At 34.8% G+C, this 20060-nt stretch carries 15 protein-coding genes, 3 tRNA genes and 1 riboswitch; of the genes, 9 read left to right on the top strand and 9 right to left on the bottom strand.

From position 1 onward, the window contains the following. Positions 1–4: 4 nt before the first annotated feature. Positions 5–1384 carry a rhodanese-related sulfurtransferase gene (locus tag EG348_RS08750; RefSeq protein WP_123982553.1) on the bottom strand — a complete coding sequence of 460 codons (1380 nt, stop codon included), beginning with the start codon at positions 1382–1384 and terminating at the stop codon, positions 5–7. Positions 1385–1748: 364 nt separating this feature from the next. On the opposite strand from EG348_RS08750, the gene EG348_RS08745 reads away from it, so the two are divergent. Next, positions 1749–3293, top strand: a complete 1545-nt coding sequence (locus tag EG348_RS08745; RefSeq protein WP_123982552.1) for a trypsin-like peptidase domain-containing protein — start codon at positions 1749–1751, stop codon at positions 3291–3293. A 68-nt stretch (positions 3294–3361) separates the two neighbouring features. Here EG348_RS08745 and EG348_RS08740 read toward each other — a convergent pair whose 3' ends face one another. The 3 genes from EG348_RS08740 to EG348_RS08730 all read right to left on the bottom strand — a co-directional run bounded on the left by EG348_RS08740 (position 3362) and on the right by EG348_RS08730 (position 6932). Further along, entirely contained in the window at positions 3362–3817 is a 456-nt protein-coding gene (locus tag EG348_RS08740; RefSeq protein ID WP_123982551.1) for a hypothetical protein, read from the bottom strand. Continuing rightward, positions 3817–4197: a RidA family protein gene (locus tag EG348_RS08735; RefSeq protein WP_054512082.1), complete on the bottom strand. Its 381-nt coding sequence runs from the start codon at positions 4195–4197 to the stop codon at positions 3817–3819. Before EG348_RS08735 ends, EG348_RS08740 begins: the two co-directional genes overlap by 1 nt. Positions 4198–4340: 143 nt before the next feature. Next, positions 4341–6932: a putative LPS assembly protein LptD gene (locus tag EG348_RS08730; RefSeq protein ID WP_123982550.1), complete on the bottom strand. Its 2592-nt coding sequence runs from the start codon at positions 6930–6932 to the stop codon at positions 4341–4343. Between the two features lie 66 nt (positions 6933–6998). Between EG348_RS08730 and EG348_RS08725 the strand changes: the two genes are divergently transcribed. From EG348_RS08725 to EG348_RS08690, 8 genes are all read left to right on the top strand, one after another. Then, a complete protein-coding gene (locus EG348_RS08725; protein WP_123982549.1) occupies positions 6999–8291 on the top strand; it encodes an N-acetylmuramoyl-L-alanine amidase in 1293 nt (430 codons plus the stop codon). Positions 8292–8347: 56 nt separating this feature from the next. Further along, positions 8348–8419, top strand: a tRNA-Glu gene (locus EG348_RS08720). 217 nt (positions 8420–8636) lie between these two features. Then, positions 8637–8957 carry a hypothetical protein gene (locus EG348_RS08715; protein WP_123982547.1) on the top strand — a complete coding sequence of 107 codons (321 nt, stop codon included), beginning with the start codon at positions 8637–8639 and terminating at the stop codon, positions 8955–8957. A gap of 76 nt (positions 8958–9033) precedes the next feature. Continuing rightward, positions 9034–9288, top strand: coding sequence for a 30S ribosomal protein S20 (gene rpsT, locus EG348_RS08710; protein WP_073297050.1), 255 nt, complete (start codon positions 9034–9036; stop codon positions 9286–9288). A gap of 11 nt (positions 9289–9299) precedes the next feature. Then, a tRNA-Glu gene (locus tag EG348_RS08705) sits at positions 9300–9371 on the top strand. 96 nt (positions 9372–9467) lie between these two features. After that, positions 9468–9539, top strand: a tRNA-Glu gene (locus tag EG348_RS08700). Between the two features lie 127 nt (positions 9540–9666). Then, positions 9667–10323 carry a FadR/GntR family transcriptional regulator gene (locus tag EG348_RS08695; protein WP_123982545.1) on the top strand — a complete coding sequence of 219 codons (657 nt, stop codon included), beginning with the start codon at positions 9667–9669 and terminating at the stop codon, positions 10321–10323. A gap of 69 nt (positions 10324–10392) precedes the next feature. Continuing rightward, positions 10393–11604: an MFS transporter gene (locus EG348_RS08690; RefSeq protein WP_123982543.1), complete on the top strand. Its 1212-nt coding sequence runs from the start codon at positions 10393–10395 to the stop codon at positions 11602–11604. A 248-nt stretch (positions 11605–11852) separates the two neighbouring features. Here the strand turns inward: EG348_RS08690 and EG348_RS08685 are convergent, their stop codons facing one another. The 5 genes from EG348_RS08685 to EG348_RS08665 all read right to left on the bottom strand — a co-directional run bounded on the left by EG348_RS08685 (position 11853) and on the right by EG348_RS08665 (position 20058). Then, positions 11853–14132, bottom strand: a complete 2280-nt coding sequence (locus EG348_RS08685) for a DUF5074 domain-containing protein (RefSeq protein ID WP_123982541.1) — start codon at positions 14130–14132, stop codon at positions 11853–11855. A gap of 35 nt (positions 14133–14167) precedes the next feature. Then, positions 14168–15376, bottom strand: coding sequence for a cell surface protein (locus tag EG348_RS08680; RefSeq protein WP_123982539.1), 1209 nt, complete (start codon positions 15374–15376; stop codon positions 14168–14170). A gap of 12 nt (positions 15377–15388) precedes the next feature. Then, the gene (locus tag EG348_RS08675; protein WP_123982537.1) at positions 15389–16522 is read right to left on the bottom strand and encodes a YncE family protein; all 1134 of its coding nucleotides are present in this window, start codon (positions 16520–16522) and stop codon (positions 15389–15391) included. Further along, a complete protein-coding gene (locus EG348_RS08670) occupies positions 16519–18540 on the bottom strand; it encodes a TonB-dependent receptor plug domain-containing protein (RefSeq protein ID WP_123982535.1) in 2022 nt (673 codons plus the stop codon). Before EG348_RS08670 ends, EG348_RS08675 begins: the two co-directional genes overlap by 4 nt. 110 nt (positions 18541–18650) lie before the next feature. Continuing rightward, a riboswitch (cobalamin riboswitch) is annotated at positions 18651–18838 on the bottom strand. A 278-nt stretch (positions 18839–19116) separates the two neighbouring features. Further along, positions 19117–20058, bottom strand: coding sequence for a transporter (locus EG348_RS08665; RefSeq protein WP_123982532.1), 942 nt, complete (start codon positions 20056–20058; stop codon positions 19117–19119). Positions 20059–20060 lie beyond the last annotated feature (2 nt).

Here is a 20060-nt window from a genome sequence, read left to right as displayed (position 1 = left end):
CTAATTAAGCTTTTTCAAAAGGTTCTAGAATTTTATATAATTTGTCTGACAAACGAACTCTAAACGGAAGTTCAAAAGTAATTTGATCTCCAATTTTTGCCGTTTCACAAGAACCTCCATTGACAAAAATCTCAGTAATTGTAATTTCCTGATCACCAGTTGTTGGCCCTGAAATCAATACTTTATCGCCTACTGAAAGTTCTTTGTTTTCAATTAAAAACTGTGCAATTTTTGATTTTGTATAATAATGTTCTGCCTTACCAATCAACACTTTTTTGACCTTTATTTTCTTACGAATATCTTTAGTTTCAACTGCTGCAGCTTTCGCTAAAGTTTGAGTTGACAGATCTCCGGAATTTTTAAATTTCAAAGCTTCAGATTTTCCTTTTCTGAAAACTTTATTGCCAACCTGTAATCCTTTTCTTAGCGCAACCTGTTCTTCCCTAGGCAAATGTATGATTTCCAAACATTCTGTGGAACATGTATTTTCCATCGCTGCTTTACACTCATCACATTGAATAAACAATAAATGACAGGCATCATTGGCACAATTGGTATGGTTGTCGCAAGGTTTACCACATTGGTGACATTGCGCAATAATATCATCTGTAATTCTTTCTCCTAATCGGTGATCAAAAACAAAGTTCTTACCAATGAATTTACTTTCAATATTTTCTTCCTTGATTTGGCGCGTATATTCAATAATCCCGCCTTCTAATTGGAAAACATTTTTAAAACCTTGATGTTTGAAGTAAGCACTGGCTTTTTCACAACGAATTCCACCTGTACAATACATCAAAAGGTTTTTATCTTCTTTAAAATCCTGTAACTGTTCGTTGATAATCGGTAAACTTTCTCTGAAGTTTTCTACATCAGGAGTAATTGCCCCTTCAAAATGACCAACTTCACTTTCGTAGTGATTTCTAAAATCTACAACAATTGTATTCGGATCTTCAAGCAAATTATTAAATTCCTGTGCTTTTAAGTGAATTCCTTTATTGGTAACATCAAAAGTTTCATCATTCAAACCGTCAGCGACAATTTTATGTCTAACTTTTATCGTCAATTTTAAAAAAGAATGATCGTCTTGCTCAACCGCTACATTTAAACGAATTCCTTTCATGAACTCATATACTTCCAACGTATCACGAAATGCTTCAAATTGATCCGCAGGCACACTCATCTGAGCATTAATACCTTCATGAGCAACATAAATACGGCCCAATGCATCAAGTGCGTTCCAGGTTATAAATAATTCGTCGCGAAATTTTTTGGGATCTTCAATTTTGGCATACGCATAGAAAGACAATGTAAGACGTTCCTTACCAGCTTCATCAATAAGTTGAGCTCTTTCTTCTGCGCTTAAGGTGTTATACAGTTGCATGCTATAAACGTTTTAAGTGAGAAAATTTTTTTCGCAAAGATAAGAATTTTTTGAATTGGTTGCTAGTTGGCAATTTTTGACTGTTAGCTTTTAGTTTTAAAACCTTGACAAGAATGCTTGTTTTCATATAAAACTTAATTCAAAATTTAACCTTTATGACCATAATGACATCTATACTGTGTCAGATTGTCCTTTAATATAATTTTAAGTTTTGTTAATTGGGCTTCATAATTATGACATAATGTATAAATATTTGCTATTCCTGTTAAATTTTAGTTAAAATTGAAACTTATCATGATAATCGCACACCTATTTAGCATTAAATTTGTTTACTGTAAAACATAAAATTAAAAGAAGATATACAATGAAGAGTACTTTAAAAAAACTATTACCATTTGCTGTAGTAGGAGTTATCTCAGGAGCTACTACCGTTGGCACAATACAATATTTCGGTCACAATTCTAATAATGAAGACCAGGGCTATTTTAAATCTGCCTCAAATGTTTCGTTTGCCGGCATGAATACTGCCGCTGTAGGTGACGATTTTGTAAAAGCTGCAAAAACTACGGTTCCTGCTGTAGTAACCATTAAAAATTATCAAAGTAGAGCATCTTCTGGTGGTGGAAGAGCATCAGAACAAGACCTGTTCGATTTCTTCTTCGGTGATCCTTTCGGAGGAGGCGGAAGAGGACAACAAAGACAAAAGCCCCAACAACAAGCACCTGACAATATGCCTTCAGGAATGGGTTCAGGGGTAATTATTTCGCCGGACGGATATATTATTTCCAACAACCACGTTGTAGCAGGCGCTAATAAATTAGAAGTTGTATTAAGCAACAAAAAATCTTATATCGCAACATTAGTAGGAACAGATCCGAATACAGATATTTCATTATTAAAAATTGAAGAAAAGGGATTACCTTATCTAAATTTTGCTAACTCTGACAATATTGAAGTTGGACAATGGGCTCTTGCTGTAGGTAATCCGCTTGGATTAAACTCAACCGTTACAGCAGGTATTATTTCTGCCAAAGGAAGAGGAATCGGAATTTTAGGAGGTCAGGGGAAAGCAGCCAATCCAATTGAAAGTTTTATCCAAACCGATGCTGCCATTAACCCTGGAAACTCAGGAGGAGCGTTAGTTAATACAAATGGAGAACTTATCGGTATCAACTCTGCGATTCAGTCTACGACAGGATATTATCAAGGATACGGATTTGCTGTTCCGTCCAATTTAGCTAGAAAAATTGTTGAAGACATCAAGAAATTCGGAATCGTACAAAGAGGATTCCTTGGGGTACAGTCTCTAGATCTTTCTGATGATATGCAGGTTCAGGCTTATAACAAACAGAAAAAGACTAACATCAAGTCTGGTTCAGGAGTTTACGTTACAGGATTCGGAGACAGCAGCGGCGCAGAAGATGCAGGTCTGAAAATTGGTGACGTTATTACTAAGATTGATAACTCTGCTGTTACAGATTTCGCTGATTTATCTATCGCTATCGGAAGCAAACGTCCGGGTGATAAAGTACAGGTTGCTTATCTAAGAAACGGTAAAGAAAATATGACAACCGTAACCTTGAAAGATCAAAAAGGAGGAACTTCTACAAGAACAAAAGCTGATTTAAGTATAGGAGAAAAAATCGGAGCAGATTTTGAGCCATTAAGCGAAAGATTCAAAACTGATTACGGATTGACGAGCGGTGTTGTTGCTAAAAACGTATCAGAAGGCAGCGAAATGGCCAAGATCGGAATCGTAGACAATTACATTGTAGTAGAAATCAACGGTAAGCCTGTAAACTCACAAAAAGACGTTGAAAAAGTATTAGATAAATATCAAGGAAACGTACAGGTGAAATTTGTGGATGAATACGGAAGAATTTACACTAAAGGTTTTAAAATGCCTTAATAAAAATTAAAACTAAACATTTTCATATCAAAGAAAAACCGCTACAGAATTTGTAGCGGTTTTTTTATTTATGATTTATTGTTCATTTTATCGGCGATCCTTTTTTTCTTCTTCCGTTCATAAATAACTTCTACAATCTTGCCTCCGATCCATGCGAAAGGAAAAAACGTAAGGAAAATAGATATTTTATAAAACGTAGGATGATAAGGAAAAATAATAACATCCAACATGGCGATAAACAACATGATAAAGCCAATAAGAATAGCATAAGCCACTTTAGCATACTTCACAATGATTGCCGTTGCTACCCCTCCAAAAGTACTTCCTAAACCGGAAATAAACAAAAGGAAGCCAAAGAAAGCCTCATCATCTTTCATACTGTAAAGAAACCTCTGCCAATGCTCAAACGGAGCAAACGCTTCAAAAGTAACCCACTGCGGAAAAGCCCTTATACCAAGAGTGATAATAAGCCCCGCGATAGCAAGCCCCATCAAAACCGCAAATGTATTTCTTATAAAGCTCATTAATCCTGGTGTGCGATCATAGAAATTTCAATATCAACATTTTTAGGCAGGCAAGAAACCTGTACAGTTTCACGAGCCGGAAAGCTCTCTGCATCTAAATATGATGCATAAATATCATTCATCACCGCGAAATCATCCATACTTTTAAGGAAAATGCTTGCTTTCACAACATTTTTAAATGTCATTCCAGCTTCAGTAAGAATTGCTTCAAGGTTTTTCATTACTTGGTGCGTTTCTTTTTCAATTCCTTCTACCAATTTACCAGTTGCAGGATCTACAGGGATCTGACCAGAAATATATAGTACTCCGTTTGCAAGATTTGCTTGAGAGTAAGGTCCGATAGCTGCAGGTGCATTCACTGTGTTGATTACTTTTTTCATATGTAGTTACTTATTTTTACTAAGATCATATGCAATCACTACTTCCTGTATTCGTCTATTTAGAAAATTGAGTCAACAGTGATTTCATTAGAATTTATTTTGGGTGCAAATATAAAATTTATATTCAAATATCAATATGATATTTAGAAAGGTGAGTTTGGCTGTGTGAAACTTCTGTCTTTATATTTCAGCGCATCACTTAAAATATTAGCTTTTATACCAATAAAGAAGTCATACACTTTATACTGTCCGAAAGGAACCCAGTTAAAATTAATGGTAAAACTTCGCTGATCTCTTGAGAAACCTATTCTCGTATATGCCAATTCTTTCGTTACCATGTCGTAGTGAGTACTTCCGTTGATATTCCAGAAAGGAGTTAATTTTACACTCCCATCAAGTCCTACTGAAGCCATTCTTGTCGGAATTCTATTACCAGCACTTTTTGTATAGGCATAGTTTGCATTTACATTCAAAGTCCATGCCTGATCGAAACGAGCATAATTATCATCATCAAAATAATAATTTTCGTTTCTTATCTCACCCTTTGATTTATATTTTTTAGCGTAATCAGTTTTTTCTCCAAAAATTTCACTGCTTAAAGGATAAGATAGCTGAACATTAAATCCTTGTACACTAAAGTGACCAAATTCTTCTGTTCTGATACCGCCGGTGTCTTGTCCCGGAAGATAGACAATTTTATATGGATCTAAAGATAAGCTCGTATTAACGTTCAATTTATTATTGAAGAAAGAAGATTGTCCGTTGATCGTAAAGATTGACCATGGGTGATCATTCGCAGCGAAATTATAACTTCCAGAAAGGTTTAAAGATTCAAATATTTTTATCTTTTTCACTCCGGTAGAGTCGCTTTTAGATTTAACCTTCATCTCGATATTGTTACCGATATTGAATCCTAAAGCGCCAACCAATCCGCTTGAAGGACTTCCAACGATACCTCCCTCAAAAATTGAATATGGAGTTAAAGCTCCTGTTGCGTTATAATAGTTTTTATAATATCCGAAACCTGAACCTCCAAAATCAGGAGAATAAGTAAACCCGATACTCGGTGTCATCATATGTCTTACAGCTTCTATCGCAGATCCTTTTTTGAATTTCAGCATTCCGTAAAGCGTCGTCTGAATACTTGCTGTTGATGAGAATGTAGAATATCCCGTAATTCCTTTATTAGTTTCAGTAACGTCTTTATTTGCGATAGGATCATAAAATTTATTGATCGTTTTTGTCGTTAAAGCATTATCAATATTAGCTCCTAAACTGAATGTGAAATATTTTGCAATCGTGGTGTTGGTTCCTAAGGCGATGTTATTTTTAAGCCCGGTTTCCATTTTGTCCCACATTTCTTTTTTGAAAAGCTCGCCTTCCTCGGTTCTCACAAAATTTGTTAAATTAATTCCGGTATTTACCGTGATATTTTCTAATAAACCGGATCTTACCCCTGTTTTAGATTTAAATAAATAAAACTGATTGATCGCAACATTCATTTGAGGCAAACGAAGATCAGCCTGCCCTGTTGCAAAATTCTGAGAGTAAGAAGTTGTTCCTGTGATCGTGATAGGTAATTTCAAGAACCTTTTCGTGATTGTTACGGTTGAGTTTTGTTGAGTATTTAATACATTCTGATTTAGAATATAGTTGTTATTCAGCGTATTGTTATAAAATTTGGTACTTACGATATCCACTGAAGCAGAGAACGTTAGAAAAGGATTCGCTTTTGTATCCTGCGTATGTCTCCATGCAATTCTATAGGTACTGTTTTTATTATAATCATCAAGACCTTTGATCCCTCTTACCATTGTTCCGACATCTGCGGAGAAGTTTCCGGAGTAGCGGTATTTTTTCAGATAGTTCATTTCTGGTCTTAAATTCCAGCTTCCTTTTGTATAAATATCAGCCAAAACTTTAAGGTCAAAATGCTCTCCAATCGGCTGATAATAACCTAATCCGTTTAAAAAGAAACCTACATCCTGCCTTTCTCCAAAACTCGGGATCAAAATACCTGCAGATCTTTTATCAGAAAAAGGTAAGATCGCAAATGGCATGATCAAAGGTGTCGGAACTCTCTCAATATATAATTGAATGGGTCCCGTTATGATCTGAGATTTCTCTTTAGTTTTAATTAATTTAATATTGGAAGCAAGCATGTGATAATCCGCCGCAGTATCTTTTTTCTTGATAAAATATTCATCAGTAGTATACAACGCATTTCTCATTGCAAATACAGAATCGTTGTACTTCTTTGTCTTTTGAGCAATAATTACCCCTTCACTTTCTTCAGTTCGGGCATTAAAAGCGATTGCCTGCTTTGTTTTGGTGTTATACTGAAACTGATCGGTCTCGTATTTTTTCCCTGCCTGTGTTGTAATAACCGGCTCGATGATTTTTCCTAAAGAATCCTGTTTTCCTCTCGCATACATTAAACTTTTTTGTTCATCTATGGAGATATAATCTGCATCAATCTGCATATCCTGATACTTCACCTGAGCATTTTTGTTCAGGTAAATCATCTTTTTAGGGAAGTCTCTACGGATATTATCTGCCTTAGTCTGAAGAATATCATCTAAAGACTCTTTTTTTACAACAATGGTATCCTTTTTGGAAATAGTATCATTAACCGCATTTTTAGGCAATTTTTCAGACGTTTGCTGTGCTAAAAAACTGTTAAAAATTAGGATAATTGAAATTTGTAATATATTTTTGAAGACGGTTTTGACCAATTTTTGTATATATTTATAATGTATATAATTCAGGCTCAAAATTAATATAATTTTTAAAACTGTAAGATGCACAAACAAAATTTTAAAATAATTTTATCATTTCTCCTAATACTGGTCTGTAATTTTATTTTTTCGCAGAAGAAATTTACCATCGTTTTAGATGCCGGACACGGGGGAAGTGACCATGGAGCCAATAGAAACTACGCAGACATTGGAAGAATCGCTGAAAAGGATGTTACCCTAGCCGTTGTGTTAAAAATTGGTAATATGCTGGAGAGAAATAAGGACTTTAAAGTAATTTACACTCGTAAATATGATGAATATCCTTCTTTATCGGACAGAACCAACCTTGCAAACAGGAGCAAAGCAGATCTTTTCGTATCAGTACACTGTAATTCCGCACAAAGATCCGGAGCTTACGGAACCGAAACTTATGTACAAGGTCCAGATCAGAACGATACCAACCTAGAAGTTGCAAAAAGAGAGAATGATGTGATTTTCCTTGACGAAAAAGATAAACAGACGTTTGGTTCTTATGATGCAAGTTCTCCCGAATCATTAATTGCCTTAAAACTTCAGCAAAGTAAATATTTAGAATCCAGTCTTCTTTTAGGCGGATTGGTAGAAGGAAATTTTGTTGAAAAAGATAAAAGATTCTCAAGAGGTGTTTTCCAAAAAAACTTACACGTTCTTCGTATGAATGCAATGCCGTCGGTTCTTATTGAAACAGGATTCATCAATCATGCAGAAGAAAGTCATTATCTGGCATCAGAAAAAGGTCAGGATGAAATTGCACAAAGTATTTATAATGCTATCATTGATTATAAAAAAGCGATTGATAGAAAATCCGGAGGAGCATACAGTTCAACCACAAAAAAACCTGAACCGGAAAAACCTGCCGAAGTTGCACTAAAGAACGATTTCAGAATATTATTAATGAGCTCTCCTACCAAATATAAAGACGGAGACCCTGCTTTAAAAGGATTAAATTATATTCTTCCTATCAAAGAGAATGGGCTATACAAATACTATTACGGAGTAACCAATATGGCTTCTGTGAAAGATATTAACCTTAGAACGGCTAAAGATGCAGGGTTCAGAAATGCATTTGCCGTTGGATTTATGCCAAACCAAAAATTAAGCACAGGTTATTACACTATTGAAGTCTATGTAGGTGAAAAATTAAATGGTAACTCATTTATCATACAAACTCTAAAAGATGTTGAAAGAAACAAGGAAGACGGTACTTTTTACTACACTTACGGAAAACTTTTCAGTTTAGAGGATGCTGTGAAACTTCAGAAAGATATTGAAGCTAAAGGAGTTAAAAATACGGTCATTCAAAAAGTTTATAAATAGTAAAAAATAATTTTGAAGTTTAAAAGTTAATTTCTACTTTTGCAACCTCAAAATTTGGTCTATTCGTCTAGTGGTTAGGACTCAAGGTTTTCATCCTTGCAACAGGAGTTCGATTCTCCTATAGACTACAGAAAAAAGTATTCTGATATGCAAAAATTACAGAAAATTGAAAAATTTTATTTAATTTTGCAACCGCATTTATTCTTAAATAAGAGAAAATAGGTGAAAAACATTAAATCCCTAATGTTCTATGATCTTAAAGTTAAGAAAAAGCAAAATGATGAATACTAATTTATTAAGTCCGAAGGATGTATTTCCGGAAAGATTTACAAATAATTTTATATCATGCCGGATTTAAAAATACAAGAAGCCAAGTTGCTTTTTAATAAAATCCACTCTAACCCAAAAAGTTACGATTTAAAAATCAATGAAGATGGGATAATAGGCAAGGATGATAAAATAAGTTTCAGACTTTACAAGAGTGGAGAAAGAGGAGCGATGGAAGTTACAATTGACGGACTAACCTTCACCAACACCACCGGAGAATGGAACAACGCAATGATAATGTTGGAAAATATTATCAAAAGAATAGATAAAGAACAAGAAAATTTTAAAATAGAACAAGCAATAGATAAGCTTAAAAAGTACCTTTCAGAAGAAAATTAAAATTTTTCAAAAAAAGTCAAAAATAATTTGGCAGGTATCAAAAAAGTTTTTATTTTTGCACTCACATTTAAACGATATGGCAAATCATAAATCAGCATTAAAAAGAATAAGACAAAACGAAGTTAGAAAAGTTCGTAACAGATACTATCACAAGACTGCTAGAACAGCTTTGAAGGTTTTAAGAAATGAAGAAGACAAAGCTGCTGCTACTGAGCAATTGCCAAAAGTTATCTCTTTATTGGATAAATTAGCTAAGAAAAATATTATCCACAAAAACAAAGCAGCTAACTTGAAAAGCAAATTAACTAAGCACGTTAATAAACTAGCTTAATAAGAATAGTTGGCCCGTTCGTCTATCGGTTAGGACCTCAGATTTTCATTCTGGTAAGAGGGGTTCGACTCCCCTACGGGCTACAAAACTTAATTACTACTAACCGGGTAATTAAAATAAGAGTTGAAACTTATAAAAACAAAATACTAACCCTGTAATCTAATTACAGTTTGGTAGATGGCCCGTTCGTCTATCGGTTAGGACCTCAGATTTTCATTCTGGTAAGAGGGGTTCGACTCCCCTACGGGCTACAAAAGAGACTTTATTTTTTAAAGTCTCTTTTTTGCTTTTACCTATAAACTATTATTACATAATTTATTCTATCTTATTCATAAAAAGCTTACCTTTGCAATCATCAGATGATAAGACGTATATAATATGCAAATTCAAAGAAAAACATTAGCTCAGGAAGTAGCAGAAAACCTTATCGAAGGAATAATTAATGATACATTTCCAGTAGGTGAAAAATTACCCATCGAACCAGAACTGATGAAAATCTACGGTGTAGGACGATCAAGCATACGCGAGGCTATAAAAATTTTATCTATTAAAGGAGTATTGAGCGTTCAACAGGGTGTGGGAACTTTTGTGGTTTCTAAAAACATTCAGGAGTCATTAGATATTCAAATGAGTAAAGCAGAAATTGAGGAAGTTCTTGAAGTAAGATCTCTGCTGGACTCAAAAATTGCAGCAAAGGCAGCCATCAATCGTACAGAAAAAGAATTAATAACTATTAAAACTTACCTTGATCTCAGAGGACAACTTGCTGAAGAAAACAAGGCACAAGAATGTTATCTGGCAGATATAAACTTTCACGTTTCGATCGCTGAAGCTTGCGGTAATACCCTTTTAAAGGAAATTTATAAAATTGCAAGTAAGAATATTCTAAGAACTTTCGAAATTAATCATAATAACAACACCGCTTCTTTTAAGATCTCACAGAAGATACATACCGAACTTTATAACAGTATTGAAAACAAAGATCCCGAAAAAGCCGCGCAAATTGCGCAAAGGATCGTTGAAAAAAAGTATTAAGAAATAAAAAACAATAAAAATAATAACAAAATTCATCAGATGACAAGATGAATTAAAAATCACTACTCTATGGATAACATACAGACCAAAACAATTGATAGCAACAAAATTGTTTATCCAATCTTATTTATGATCAGTTTTTCGCATTTTTTGAATGACCTGATCCAATCTACGATTCCATCATTATATCCGATTCTTAAAGGCGAGTTTAGCTTATCTTTTTCTCAGATAGGTATTATTACTTTGGTATTTCAACTTACAGCTTCAATATTACAGCCATTTGTCGGAATTTATACCGATAAAAAGCCAAATCCAAGATCTTTAGCCATCGGAATGGGATTATCAATGGCTGGACTTTTACTTTTAGCATCGGCTCATCAATATTATGTTATTTTAATTTCAGTTGCTTTGATCGGAATGGGCTCATCGATATTTCACCCAGAGGCTTCAAGGGTTGCTCAACTTGCTTCCGGTGGACAAAAGGGACTTGCTCAATCTATTTTTCAGGTAGGTGGTAATTCCGGAAGTGCGATCGGGCCGTTGTTGGTTGCGCTTATTGTACTTCCTTTAGGTCAAGGATATGTTGGATTATTTGCTATCGCCGCTTTTATCGGAATTATCCTGTTATGGAGAATCGGAAACTGGTATGCTGAAAGATTAGCCTTCAAAAAAACAGCAAAACACAAAGATTTGGTCGTTAATATTCAGTTATCAAGAAAAAAAGTAATCTTTTCTGTGAGTATTTTATTGGCTTTAGTATTTTCAAAATACATTTATCTGGCTTCAATGACGAATTATTTCACCTTCTTTTTGATCGATAAATTTCATATTTCTGTAAAAGATTCTCAATTGTACCTGTTCATGTTTCTTGCAGCAGTTGCAGTCGGAACAATTTTAGGCGGAAAATTGGGTGATAAATATGGCAGAAAGAAAATTATCTGGGTCTCTATTTTAGGAGCTGCTCCATTTACACTTTGTCTTCCTTATCTTTCATTAGTTTGGACGATCGCGTTTGCCGTTATCATCGGATTAATCATTGCTTCCGCATTTTCTGCTATTTTGGTCTACGCAACAGATCTTATGCCTGATAAAATTGGTTTGGTTGCCGGATTATTCTTCGGATTCATGTTCGGAATGGGCGGAATTGGCTCTGCTGTTTTAGGTGCAGTTGCCGATGATACAAGCATTGAGTATGTATTTAAGATCTGTGCATTTTTACCTTTGATGGGTATTATCACAGCTCTTTTACCGAATATTCAAGGAACGAAGAAGAGTAAATAAGTTTTAATCTTTAATTTTTTTATTATTCAGCTAGTTTGTCATTCCGTAGGAATCTCAACAAAGTAATTAACATAATAATTTTCACAAGCTCTGTCTAGATTCCTACGGAATGACAAAGAAGATAGATATTTCTTCGTTCTTTAATTTAGAAAAATAAAAATTTAAGCTAAAAATAAAAACCCTTTACTGCAATAGTAAAGGGTTTCGTTATCTAATTATTAAATAATAGAAATCTTTATAATCTCCATTTAGTTTTTAATAAATTTTTGTTGATAAACTGCTTTATCAGTTACTACTTTCAAGATGTACATTCCTTTTGTAAGAGAACTTACATTAATTTGTCCATTATTAATCTGCGCATTAATCATCTTACCTGAAAGATCAAAAATCACAGCATTCATAACTTTATCCTGAGTTTTAATATTTAAAACATCTGTTGTAGGATTTGGATAAATTCCGAATTGAAGCTTTTTCACCTCAGCAGTCGCCAAAGTAGAATTAGTAGCATTCACGACAAGCGTTTTTTCAACAACTTTACCATTTGAATTAAAACTTAACACAATATCAGCCGTTCCTGAACCTTGAGGTGTAAGAACCAACTCTTCATTAGCATTGATTACCGCAGAAACTACAGCTGCATTACTGTTTGATTTGATAGATTTAACGATAGCCGCAGCTAAGTTATCACCATCAGAAATTACAGTTTTCAGATCAATTGTAGTCGCACTGTTCACAGAAACCAGAGAAGGGAACGTATTGCTCACCACAGGATTCGTAGTATCCGGGAAAACCGTGATCGCAGGGAACCAGTAGTAATCGTTTAATACTTTTGTATTGGTTAAAGTTCCTGTATTGTTAAATGTATGGATCCAGTTTTTCTGGTAATGAGCACCGTAACCGCTTTCCGTAGTATTTAAAATAATCTCGTCTGTAACAGGATTTACACGCAAAGCCGCTCCATAAGGAATCTGTTTGTAAGTTCCTGTTTGTCCAGGAATTGCAGCGAAATTTTCGTTAAATGTTTTTGTATTAACATCAAATTTCACGATCTGAGTTCCTGAAGCGAAACTGTTGATAGAATTGATCCAGTATAAAGCATTTTGTTGATTACTTGCCGTAAAGCTTCCTGCATTCCAAGCTCCCCAAGATCCGATATATTTTGTTGTTGGGATTGCGTATTCAGTTTTTGCAAAAGTCACAGGGTTGATATTTACCACTTTCTGATCCTGTACCGTCCAGATACTTCCGTCTTTAGCCTGAACAATAGAATGGAAAGAACCTGCAATGGTAGTAACAACCGTATCTGTATTAGGATTGATCACTAAAATTCCTGCAGCCTGCTTTACCGCAAAAACATATTGTGAACTACGGATCATGTTTCCGATCTGTCCCGCGTATTGGCTTCCTCCTCCGGTTGTAGGAATTAAATTTCCAACCGATAAATTATCAATATTAAATGTATAAATTCCGTTTGAAGCTCCGATATAACCTTTATGCTCATTCACACCAACAAAAGATCTTCCATCTCCACCGCCGATATTATTAAATCCAGCAATCTTCTGCATTGTTGAAGCATTCGCAACAACTAATCTTCCTCCAGGTGTGTATTGAGTATCTCCACCGTCAGCAGCCTGTTTTGAAATAAAGTAAAATTTATCTCCGTAAATTGTTCCGTACTGCGTCGTTGCTCCAAAAGCCTGATTGTTATTCGCATTGCTGTACACACGGTAATTAACGTTTCCGTTGTTATCAACAAAATTTACAGAACCATTGGTGTGACCAAACCATTCTTCATTCACGATAAAATATCCGTTGGTGAAGTTAGTTGAAGAAATATAAGGTGAAACCGCAGTCATTGTCGAAGAAATAGGGAAATCTGAAAATCCTGCATTAAAATTCCACACATCCCAAGATCCGTTTACTAAAGCACGGGTTGAAGCTCCAACTCCTGAGTATCCGAAATCTGCATCAGTAGGATCTTTTACCCAATACGACCAATATCCGTTGGTTGTCCATCCTGAAGACCAGTGATCTGCAGCATCTGCGGCAGTATAATCATCAAAATCGTAGGCTGTAGTGTTTACAATTCCGTCTACAGGGTAATAAGGATAGGTAACATTTGCGTTTTTATAAAGAGCGTTTGTGTTTGCTCCATTTAGATCAAAACCAAGTCCGCCAACCGCCGAACCGAACTGTGTTCCCTGATACAGCAAAGAATAGAATCTGTGATCTGCTTTTGCAATAGCCTTCAGCATGTCTTCACCTGTCGCATTTCCGTTCCATCTAAATCCCCAAACTAATGCATCTGGATTTTTACTGTCGTTCCATTGTACAACAAACGCGGCTTGGTTTGTTCCTGTTCCTACCCAATATTGAACATCAGCAAATGTTAAAGTCGTATTGTTTGTCTGATTTTGAGTCGTAATATTCTGCTGAATATCATTTCGGGGCACTCCCTGTACTTTTATCTGAGCATTTGTAAAAAATGCAAACAGAAAAAGTATCGTTAAAAGATAAAACTTTTTCATTTTTAATTAGTTTAAATATTTTATTGTTAAATTTTTTAATTTAAATGTAAATCATAAGCTCCCGCAACCTCTGTAGAAACTTCTCCAAGCCAGCCTGCTTCCTGATTGGTACCTGTATACACTTTCACAAAATCTATCCCTGGAAGTTTTACATAATTTCCGTTTTGGTCAACTGCCCAGGAAATATCAATATTGGATGCTTCATCATTATTCGGAGCATTATCTGCATAACCGTAATCATAAGACTTCCCTACCCAGTAAGCTCCTGTTCCGCTTTGATCGTAAAAATTACTCTGAAGTCTGGTTCCTGTAAAACTGTAAGAAGTATCATTGATCCACAAAGGATAATAACTTTGTGCATGGAAGGTGTTTCTTGTTTTAAATCCTACATTCCCAAGAGTGTCCTGCCATTTAATGTACTCAACATCAGTCTGCCAAAATTCAGTTCCGGGAACAGGTGGCTTATTTTCGTTGGGTTTGAAATAAGTGATACTATAGTTTTTAGCAGTTGTATTTTTAAAATATTCGCTTCCGGCGATCTCGTACCATTCGTTGTCATCGGGTTTTCCGTTTTTGTTTCTGTCGTAGGCCACCATGATAATTCCCGGTTCGCAAGAGCCTGAACGAGGCTGATTGGCTTCATTTCCGAAGAAAGCATTTCCAAGAACCTTAAAATCTCTTCCGTTCATATTCGGAATTGTATGATCGAAACCAAAAACAACATATCCTCCGTAACCGCCGAGTGTGATCATGGTAGAATTTCCTCCAACTAAAGATTCTTTGGCTTTTTCGATCATATCATTTGCGGTATTTCCCGAGAGATATTCCGGAATTTCGTTGATAAACTGCCCTACCGCCGGACGAAAATCAAATACATTAGAAATATATTTGCTGTAAGTTCCTGCTTCGTGGTTTACAGATATTGAAGAAGTGTATGTTTTTACCGTTCCGTTGTTTTCAACTTTTAATTTTAAAGGATAAATTTTTACAACAGGACTGATAAAATCCAATTCAGAATTTTCAGAAATAATAGAATCATTGATACTCCATGTTAGTTTTCCGTTCAATTTCGGGGCAATGTTTAAAACTTTGAAACGATCAATCGTGTAGTTTTCCTTCAGCCCTTCAAAAGAAGAATTGTCATTGTTTACTTCTTCATCATTATCGCTTTTACAACCTATAATGCCTATAAGAAGAAAAGCAAAGAATGTGGTTTTTAAAATTTTTAAAATATTTTTATCCATATTTTGGGTAATTTATTTATATAAAAAAGTGAAATGTGCGGGGATATTTCCGCCTTCGGTTTTCCATTTGAAATGGCCGTTTTTATCGAAACAATACACAAATCCTGTGGAAACATAATTTCTTGCGTCTGTAATGTAAATGTCTTCTGTGATTGGGTTTACGGCAATTCCGTAAGGTGTTTTGATTAAATCTACATATTCCTGATCGATCACTTTATTGGAAATAATCTGCTCTGTTTTAACATCAATAATTCCGAAAGATTTTTTGTAGGTATGGGTGTTGTAATTGAATTCGTTTCCGTAATAATAGAGTTTGTCATTAACGATCGTCATCTCACTTATTCCGATATGAAAATCTTTCTTCACAGCTCCCGTAATCGGATCAACCAAATACAGACTCGACGGAATTGTATAATAATCACCTCTTGAAGTCACATACAAATCACCGTAATTATCTTTTTTGATATGATGAAGATTAATCGCAACATCTATTTTCTTCGTCTCTTTAAATGTCGAAAGATTAACCACAGAAACGGTTCTGTCGTAATTTGGATACTTATACCCTCCGGAATTGGCTACATAAAGTTGATTTCCTATAATTTCCATTTCTTCAGGCTGATATCCAACCGTCACTTCTCTTTGGATGGAAAGAGAAACCGTATCGATCTCCGCTACTTTACCCAAAGGCGCATTCGGATCAAGGGAAACAGGGCCGGCGTAACTTGATGCGTAGGCTTTTCCGTTTTTAAAAGTGATATATCTGCAATTTTCTAATTGAATGGTTTTGATACGCTTTGCGGTTTTCGCATCCAGCACCTCAATTTTATTGGAAACATTGATCACCGCATACATTTTACCGCCATAGATCTGAATATCATTTCCAACATCTCCCAATTCCTTTATGACGGTAGGATTGATCTCTCCATAAATATTCCTGCGATAAGTTCCTGTTGTATAATCAAAGAAATCGAGCGTGGCTTTATTGGTTCCCATATTTCCTTCATTCAAAAGATAAAAACCTTTGATCACAGTATTTTCGGGCTGAGCCAGATTTTCCTGCTCTTCACGGATGATGTATTCGTCTGTACGGCATGAAACCAGAAAGACAAATACAAACAACAGCAGAGAAAAGTTTAATTTTTTCATAATGTATAACTAAGAATAAGTTTAAAAAATCTCCCCGGCATCGGGTAACTTAGGACAACTTCGTAGTATTGGTTCAAAACATTATTCACTTCAAAACTTGCTTTAAATTGATGAGATTTCCAATTGAATTTTTTCTGTATCGATAAATCGTGCGTATACCAAGGCTGTATATGATTAAAAGCAATATTGTTCTGATTAATATCGTAACGCTCTCCAACATATATAAAACTGTAATTAAAAGCCCAATCTTTATAATCCGCCATTAAAGTAAATGTTCCGCTGTGCCAAGGTGTGTAAGGAATCTGATTTCCAAAGAAAGATTCTTCCCTGTCAGAAAAATCTCTTGCACTTTGATAAGTATAGCTTAATAATGGTTTTATTTTTACTTTTCCGACCTGCAGTTCTGCCTGAATATTGACATCTGCACCCAAAATTTCAACATAATCAAGATTCTGCATCGTCCATCGGAACATACTTCCATTAGGAGAAGCAATAATTTTATCCTTAACCTGATTGAAATAACCGTCCACTTTTACATAAAAGCCTTTAAAGAAATTATTATTGTCGTAGAATTTCTGATAGGTGAAGCCAAGATCGTACTGCTCTGTAAATTCGGGTCTTAAAGAAGAACTTCCAATTAAAGTGTAATACAGATCATTGAAAGTTGGCATCCTGAAAATACGTTTATAGAAACCTCGTACCGTAAAATCTTTAGAATCAAAAGGCTGATAGCTTAAAAATGCAGCCGGTGTCCATTCTGTCTTGTCAGGAGATTTGGTATTAAGCTCTACTTCTTCATGGATAAAAGTTCCCAAAACACTTCCTAAAAATTTGAATCTGTTCCATTGATAAGTCGTCGCAAAAGCCACAAGCGAAGTATAACGGGTAGGATAAGAAAATAGTTTCATATCAGCATCCAGCGTATTATACTGAAAGTCTACACTTGCACTCACATCCCAATTTGGAGTAATGGAATACAGATTTGACGAAGAAAGATATAACTCCCTCTGGATATATTGATTCTGAATCTTAATCGAAGAAACCGTATCTACATATTGAGTATAATCGTAGGCAAATTTAGCTTTTAACTGTGTTTCAAATTTGGGAAAGATCTTTTTTCTGAAATTAGCCTGAACAAAATAATTTTCATCAACCATTCTTTGCCCTCTAGCATCAAAACGGTTGTTGACAATAGCTCCGGGAATCCCTCGGTTTGATAAATAGCCGTAACCTCTTACATTCCAGCTTCCGTTATTTACAATTCCATTAATGCTTGTTTCAAAACGTTTTGCTCTGATATCAGAATCAAATCTTTTAAAAATCGTGTCATAAGCAATGGCTCCGTCAGGATATTTTCTCGAGTATCTGTATTTATAAACACCATCACTCTGTATAAATTCTGAACTAAAACTTGCAGAAACCTTATCCGAAATTTTCTGCTCTAAACGAAATGAAGGATTAAAAAGCTCTATAGAACTATTTTTTAGTCTAATAACTAAATTTGTTTTTTGATTTCCTTTAAAACTTGGCGTTTTCGGCTGAAGATAAATAGATCCTGATGACCCGAAATCTTTCGCAGGTTGAAAAATTTCGCTTTTTTGTCCGTTATACAGTGAAATTTCTTCAATATCATCTAAAGAAAATCGTCCCAGATCTACTAAGCCATTTTGTGCATTTCCCAATTGAATTCCATCATAAAAAACTCCGACATGCTGACTTCCCAAACTTCGGATATTGATGGTTTTCATTCCTCCAATTCCACCGTAATCTTTAATCTGAACTCCGGAAAAATAACGCAATGCATCAGCAACCGACTGGCTGTTTAGTCTTTCCAATTGTTCTCCCGAAAGCGTTTGCGCTGGAAGAATTTCTTTAAAATTCTTTTTGTAAATATTGACAGCCTTGATCGATTTCTCTTTTATACTGTCTTTCTTGGTTTGAGAAAAGTATAATTGAGCCGTTAGCACAAAAATTGTGATAATAACTTTATAAAATCCGGAAGTAAATTTTGATACCATTAGCTCTTTGAAAATAATAACGCTAATGGATATAAGAATGCAGCAATGAAAAGCACAGCAATATAACTGCACAGAATCATTGTTGTCCTAAGCTTTATTCCACGAAAGCGTCAAACGTTAAATCTTCTGGCAGGTCTTCTGACTTACTCCATTTTTGAAATCCTTCCCATTATAAAAAACAGTGGATATAATTTTCAAAAACTTTTTTGTGGAGCTTACAGCAGCGGGTCTGTTCCGGATTTACACCGAATTCCCTTTTAAGCGCTTTTTATGGCTCACCAGATTTCGGCAAAGATAGAAAATTATTGGCAGATACAATATTTTAATTAATTGCATGATATTCAATTAATTAAAACAATTTTTAATTTTAATAACGGAATTTTTTTAACGCAAAGTTTAATTTTCAGTTGTGAATATTTTTAAGGAGCAAAAAAGAAATCAATTAAAATTGATTTGATGAAGCTTATGGATTTTTTTAACGATAAACCCCGGTGACTTCGAGAACCTCAGTCACCGGGGTTTTATAAATTGAGTACACAGTTGGTGGCTGAGGCTCTCGAAGCCACCATTATTTATTTAAATCCCAAAATTGATAAAAACACTCAATCGGGATTTTGCTTCAATATCACCTCCTACCAAATTAGAATACGCAGGAAGCATGACTTCACTTCCAAGACTAAACTTTTTATAAGAGGCTTCAAAACCCAATTTTCCATACAAAGCACTTCCTGCGGTATTGGGTAAATCTTCACGAAACTGTTTATTTCGATCATAAACTTCTCCCTGCATTCCTGCTTTTCCTGAAAAAATTACTTTTTCATTGGCGATAAATTGATAGAATCCAGTAGCAGAATAATTCCATTGGTTTCCAAAATCATAATGCTTTTTGTTCTCTGTTTTAATGGTATAATCTGTGTTTAAAAGAACAGCAACTTTATTTTTCTGAAATTTGTAATTCAAAACCATCTGATAATCCCAGCTTCCTGTTCCTAACTGAAAACTTGGATTAACTCCTGTGATTCCTTTTTCATCAAATTTTCCCAGCGGAACTTTTACTCCAATTCCTCCATTTAATTGATGAATATTATCTTTTGAATTGATCAACTGATAAATTCCCATTAGATTTAAATCTCCAATTCCATTAATCTTTATATCACCCTGCATTGTTTTCTTTTCATGAAAATGAAATGGTAAACTCGCATACACACTTAGCTTTTTAGTTAAAGGAATTTTCCCCCAAAGTTGAATGGTATTGAAATATTGATCTTGCGATAAATCCTTTACAAATAGATTCTCTTTCGCTTTATAATGTTGTGCAAAATATTTAATCCCTATAAATTGTGGATTTAATAAAGACTCAAAACCAGAAGAACCGTTTCCTGCAGCGCATCCGCAGGCATCGCAATCATCAAAAACCATTTCATTAAAATCAGTAGGAATATAAAGACTATCACCGATTGTTTTAGCCTGAAATAAATTACATAAAATCAAGCTTATTATTAAAATTATTCTTTTCATGT

The organism is Chryseobacterium sp. G0201 (assembly GCF_003815655.1).
Lineage (GTDB): Bacteria > Bacteroidota > Bacteroidia > Flavobacteriales > Weeksellaceae > Chryseobacterium.
The sequence above is the reverse complement of the archived record's forward strand: the minus strand, read 5'-3'. Positions and strand labels throughout refer to the sequence as shown.

What these genes read in the sequence shown, in the direction of transcription:
- EG348_RS08750 (WP_123982553.1), bottom strand. Translation starts at nt 1,384, where the DNA reads ATGCAACTGTATAACACCTTAAGCGCAGAAGAAAGAGCTCAACTTATT.
- EG348_RS08745 (WP_123982552.1), top strand. Translation starts at nt 1,749, where the DNA reads ATGAAGAGTACTTTAAAAAAACTATTACCATTTGCTGTAGTAGGAGTT.
- EG348_RS08740 (WP_123982551.1), bottom strand. Translation starts at nt 3,817, where the DNA reads ATGAGCTTTATAAGAAATACATTTGCGGTTTTGATGGGGCTTGCTATC.
- EG348_RS08735 (WP_054512082.1), bottom strand. Translation starts at nt 4,197, where the DNA reads ATGAAAAAAGTAATCAACACAGTGAATGCACCTGCAGCTATCGGACCT.
- EG348_RS08725 (WP_123982549.1), top strand. Translation starts at nt 6,999, where the DNA reads ATGCACAAACAAAATTTTAAAATAATTTTATCATTTCTCCTAATACTG.
- EG348_RS08715 (WP_123982547.1), top strand. Translation starts at nt 8,637, where the DNA reads ATGCCGGATTTAAAAATACAAGAAGCCAAGTTGCTTTTTAATAAAATC.
- rpsT (WP_073297050.1), top strand. Translation starts at nt 9,034, where the DNA reads ATGGCAAATCATAAATCAGCATTAAAAAGAATAAGACAAAACGAAGTT.
- EG348_RS08695 (WP_123982545.1), top strand. Translation starts at nt 9,667, where the DNA reads ATGCAAATTCAAAGAAAAACATTAGCTCAGGAAGTAGCAGAAAACCTT.
- EG348_RS08690 (WP_123982543.1), top strand. Translation starts at nt 10,393, where the DNA reads ATGGATAACATACAGACCAAAACAATTGATAGCAACAAAATTGTTTAT.
- EG348_RS08685 (WP_123982541.1), bottom strand. Translation starts at nt 14,132, where the DNA reads ATGAAAAAGTTTTATCTTTTAACGATACTTTTTCTGTTTGCATTTTTT.
- EG348_RS08680 (WP_123982539.1), bottom strand. Translation starts at nt 15,376, where the DNA reads ATGGATAAAAATATTTTAAAAATTTTAAAAACCACATTCTTTGCTTTT.
- EG348_RS08675 (WP_123982537.1), bottom strand. Translation starts at nt 16,522, where the DNA reads ATGAAAAAATTAAACTTTTCTCTGCTGTTGTTTGTATTTGTCTTTCTG.
- EG348_RS08670 (WP_123982535.1), bottom strand. Translation starts at nt 18,540, where the DNA reads ATGGTATCAAAATTTACTTCCGGATTTTATAAAGTTATTATCACAATT.
- EG348_RS08665 (WP_123982532.1), bottom strand. Translation starts at nt 20,058, where the DNA reads ATGAAAAGAATAATTTTAATAATAAGCTTGATTTTATGTAATTTATTT.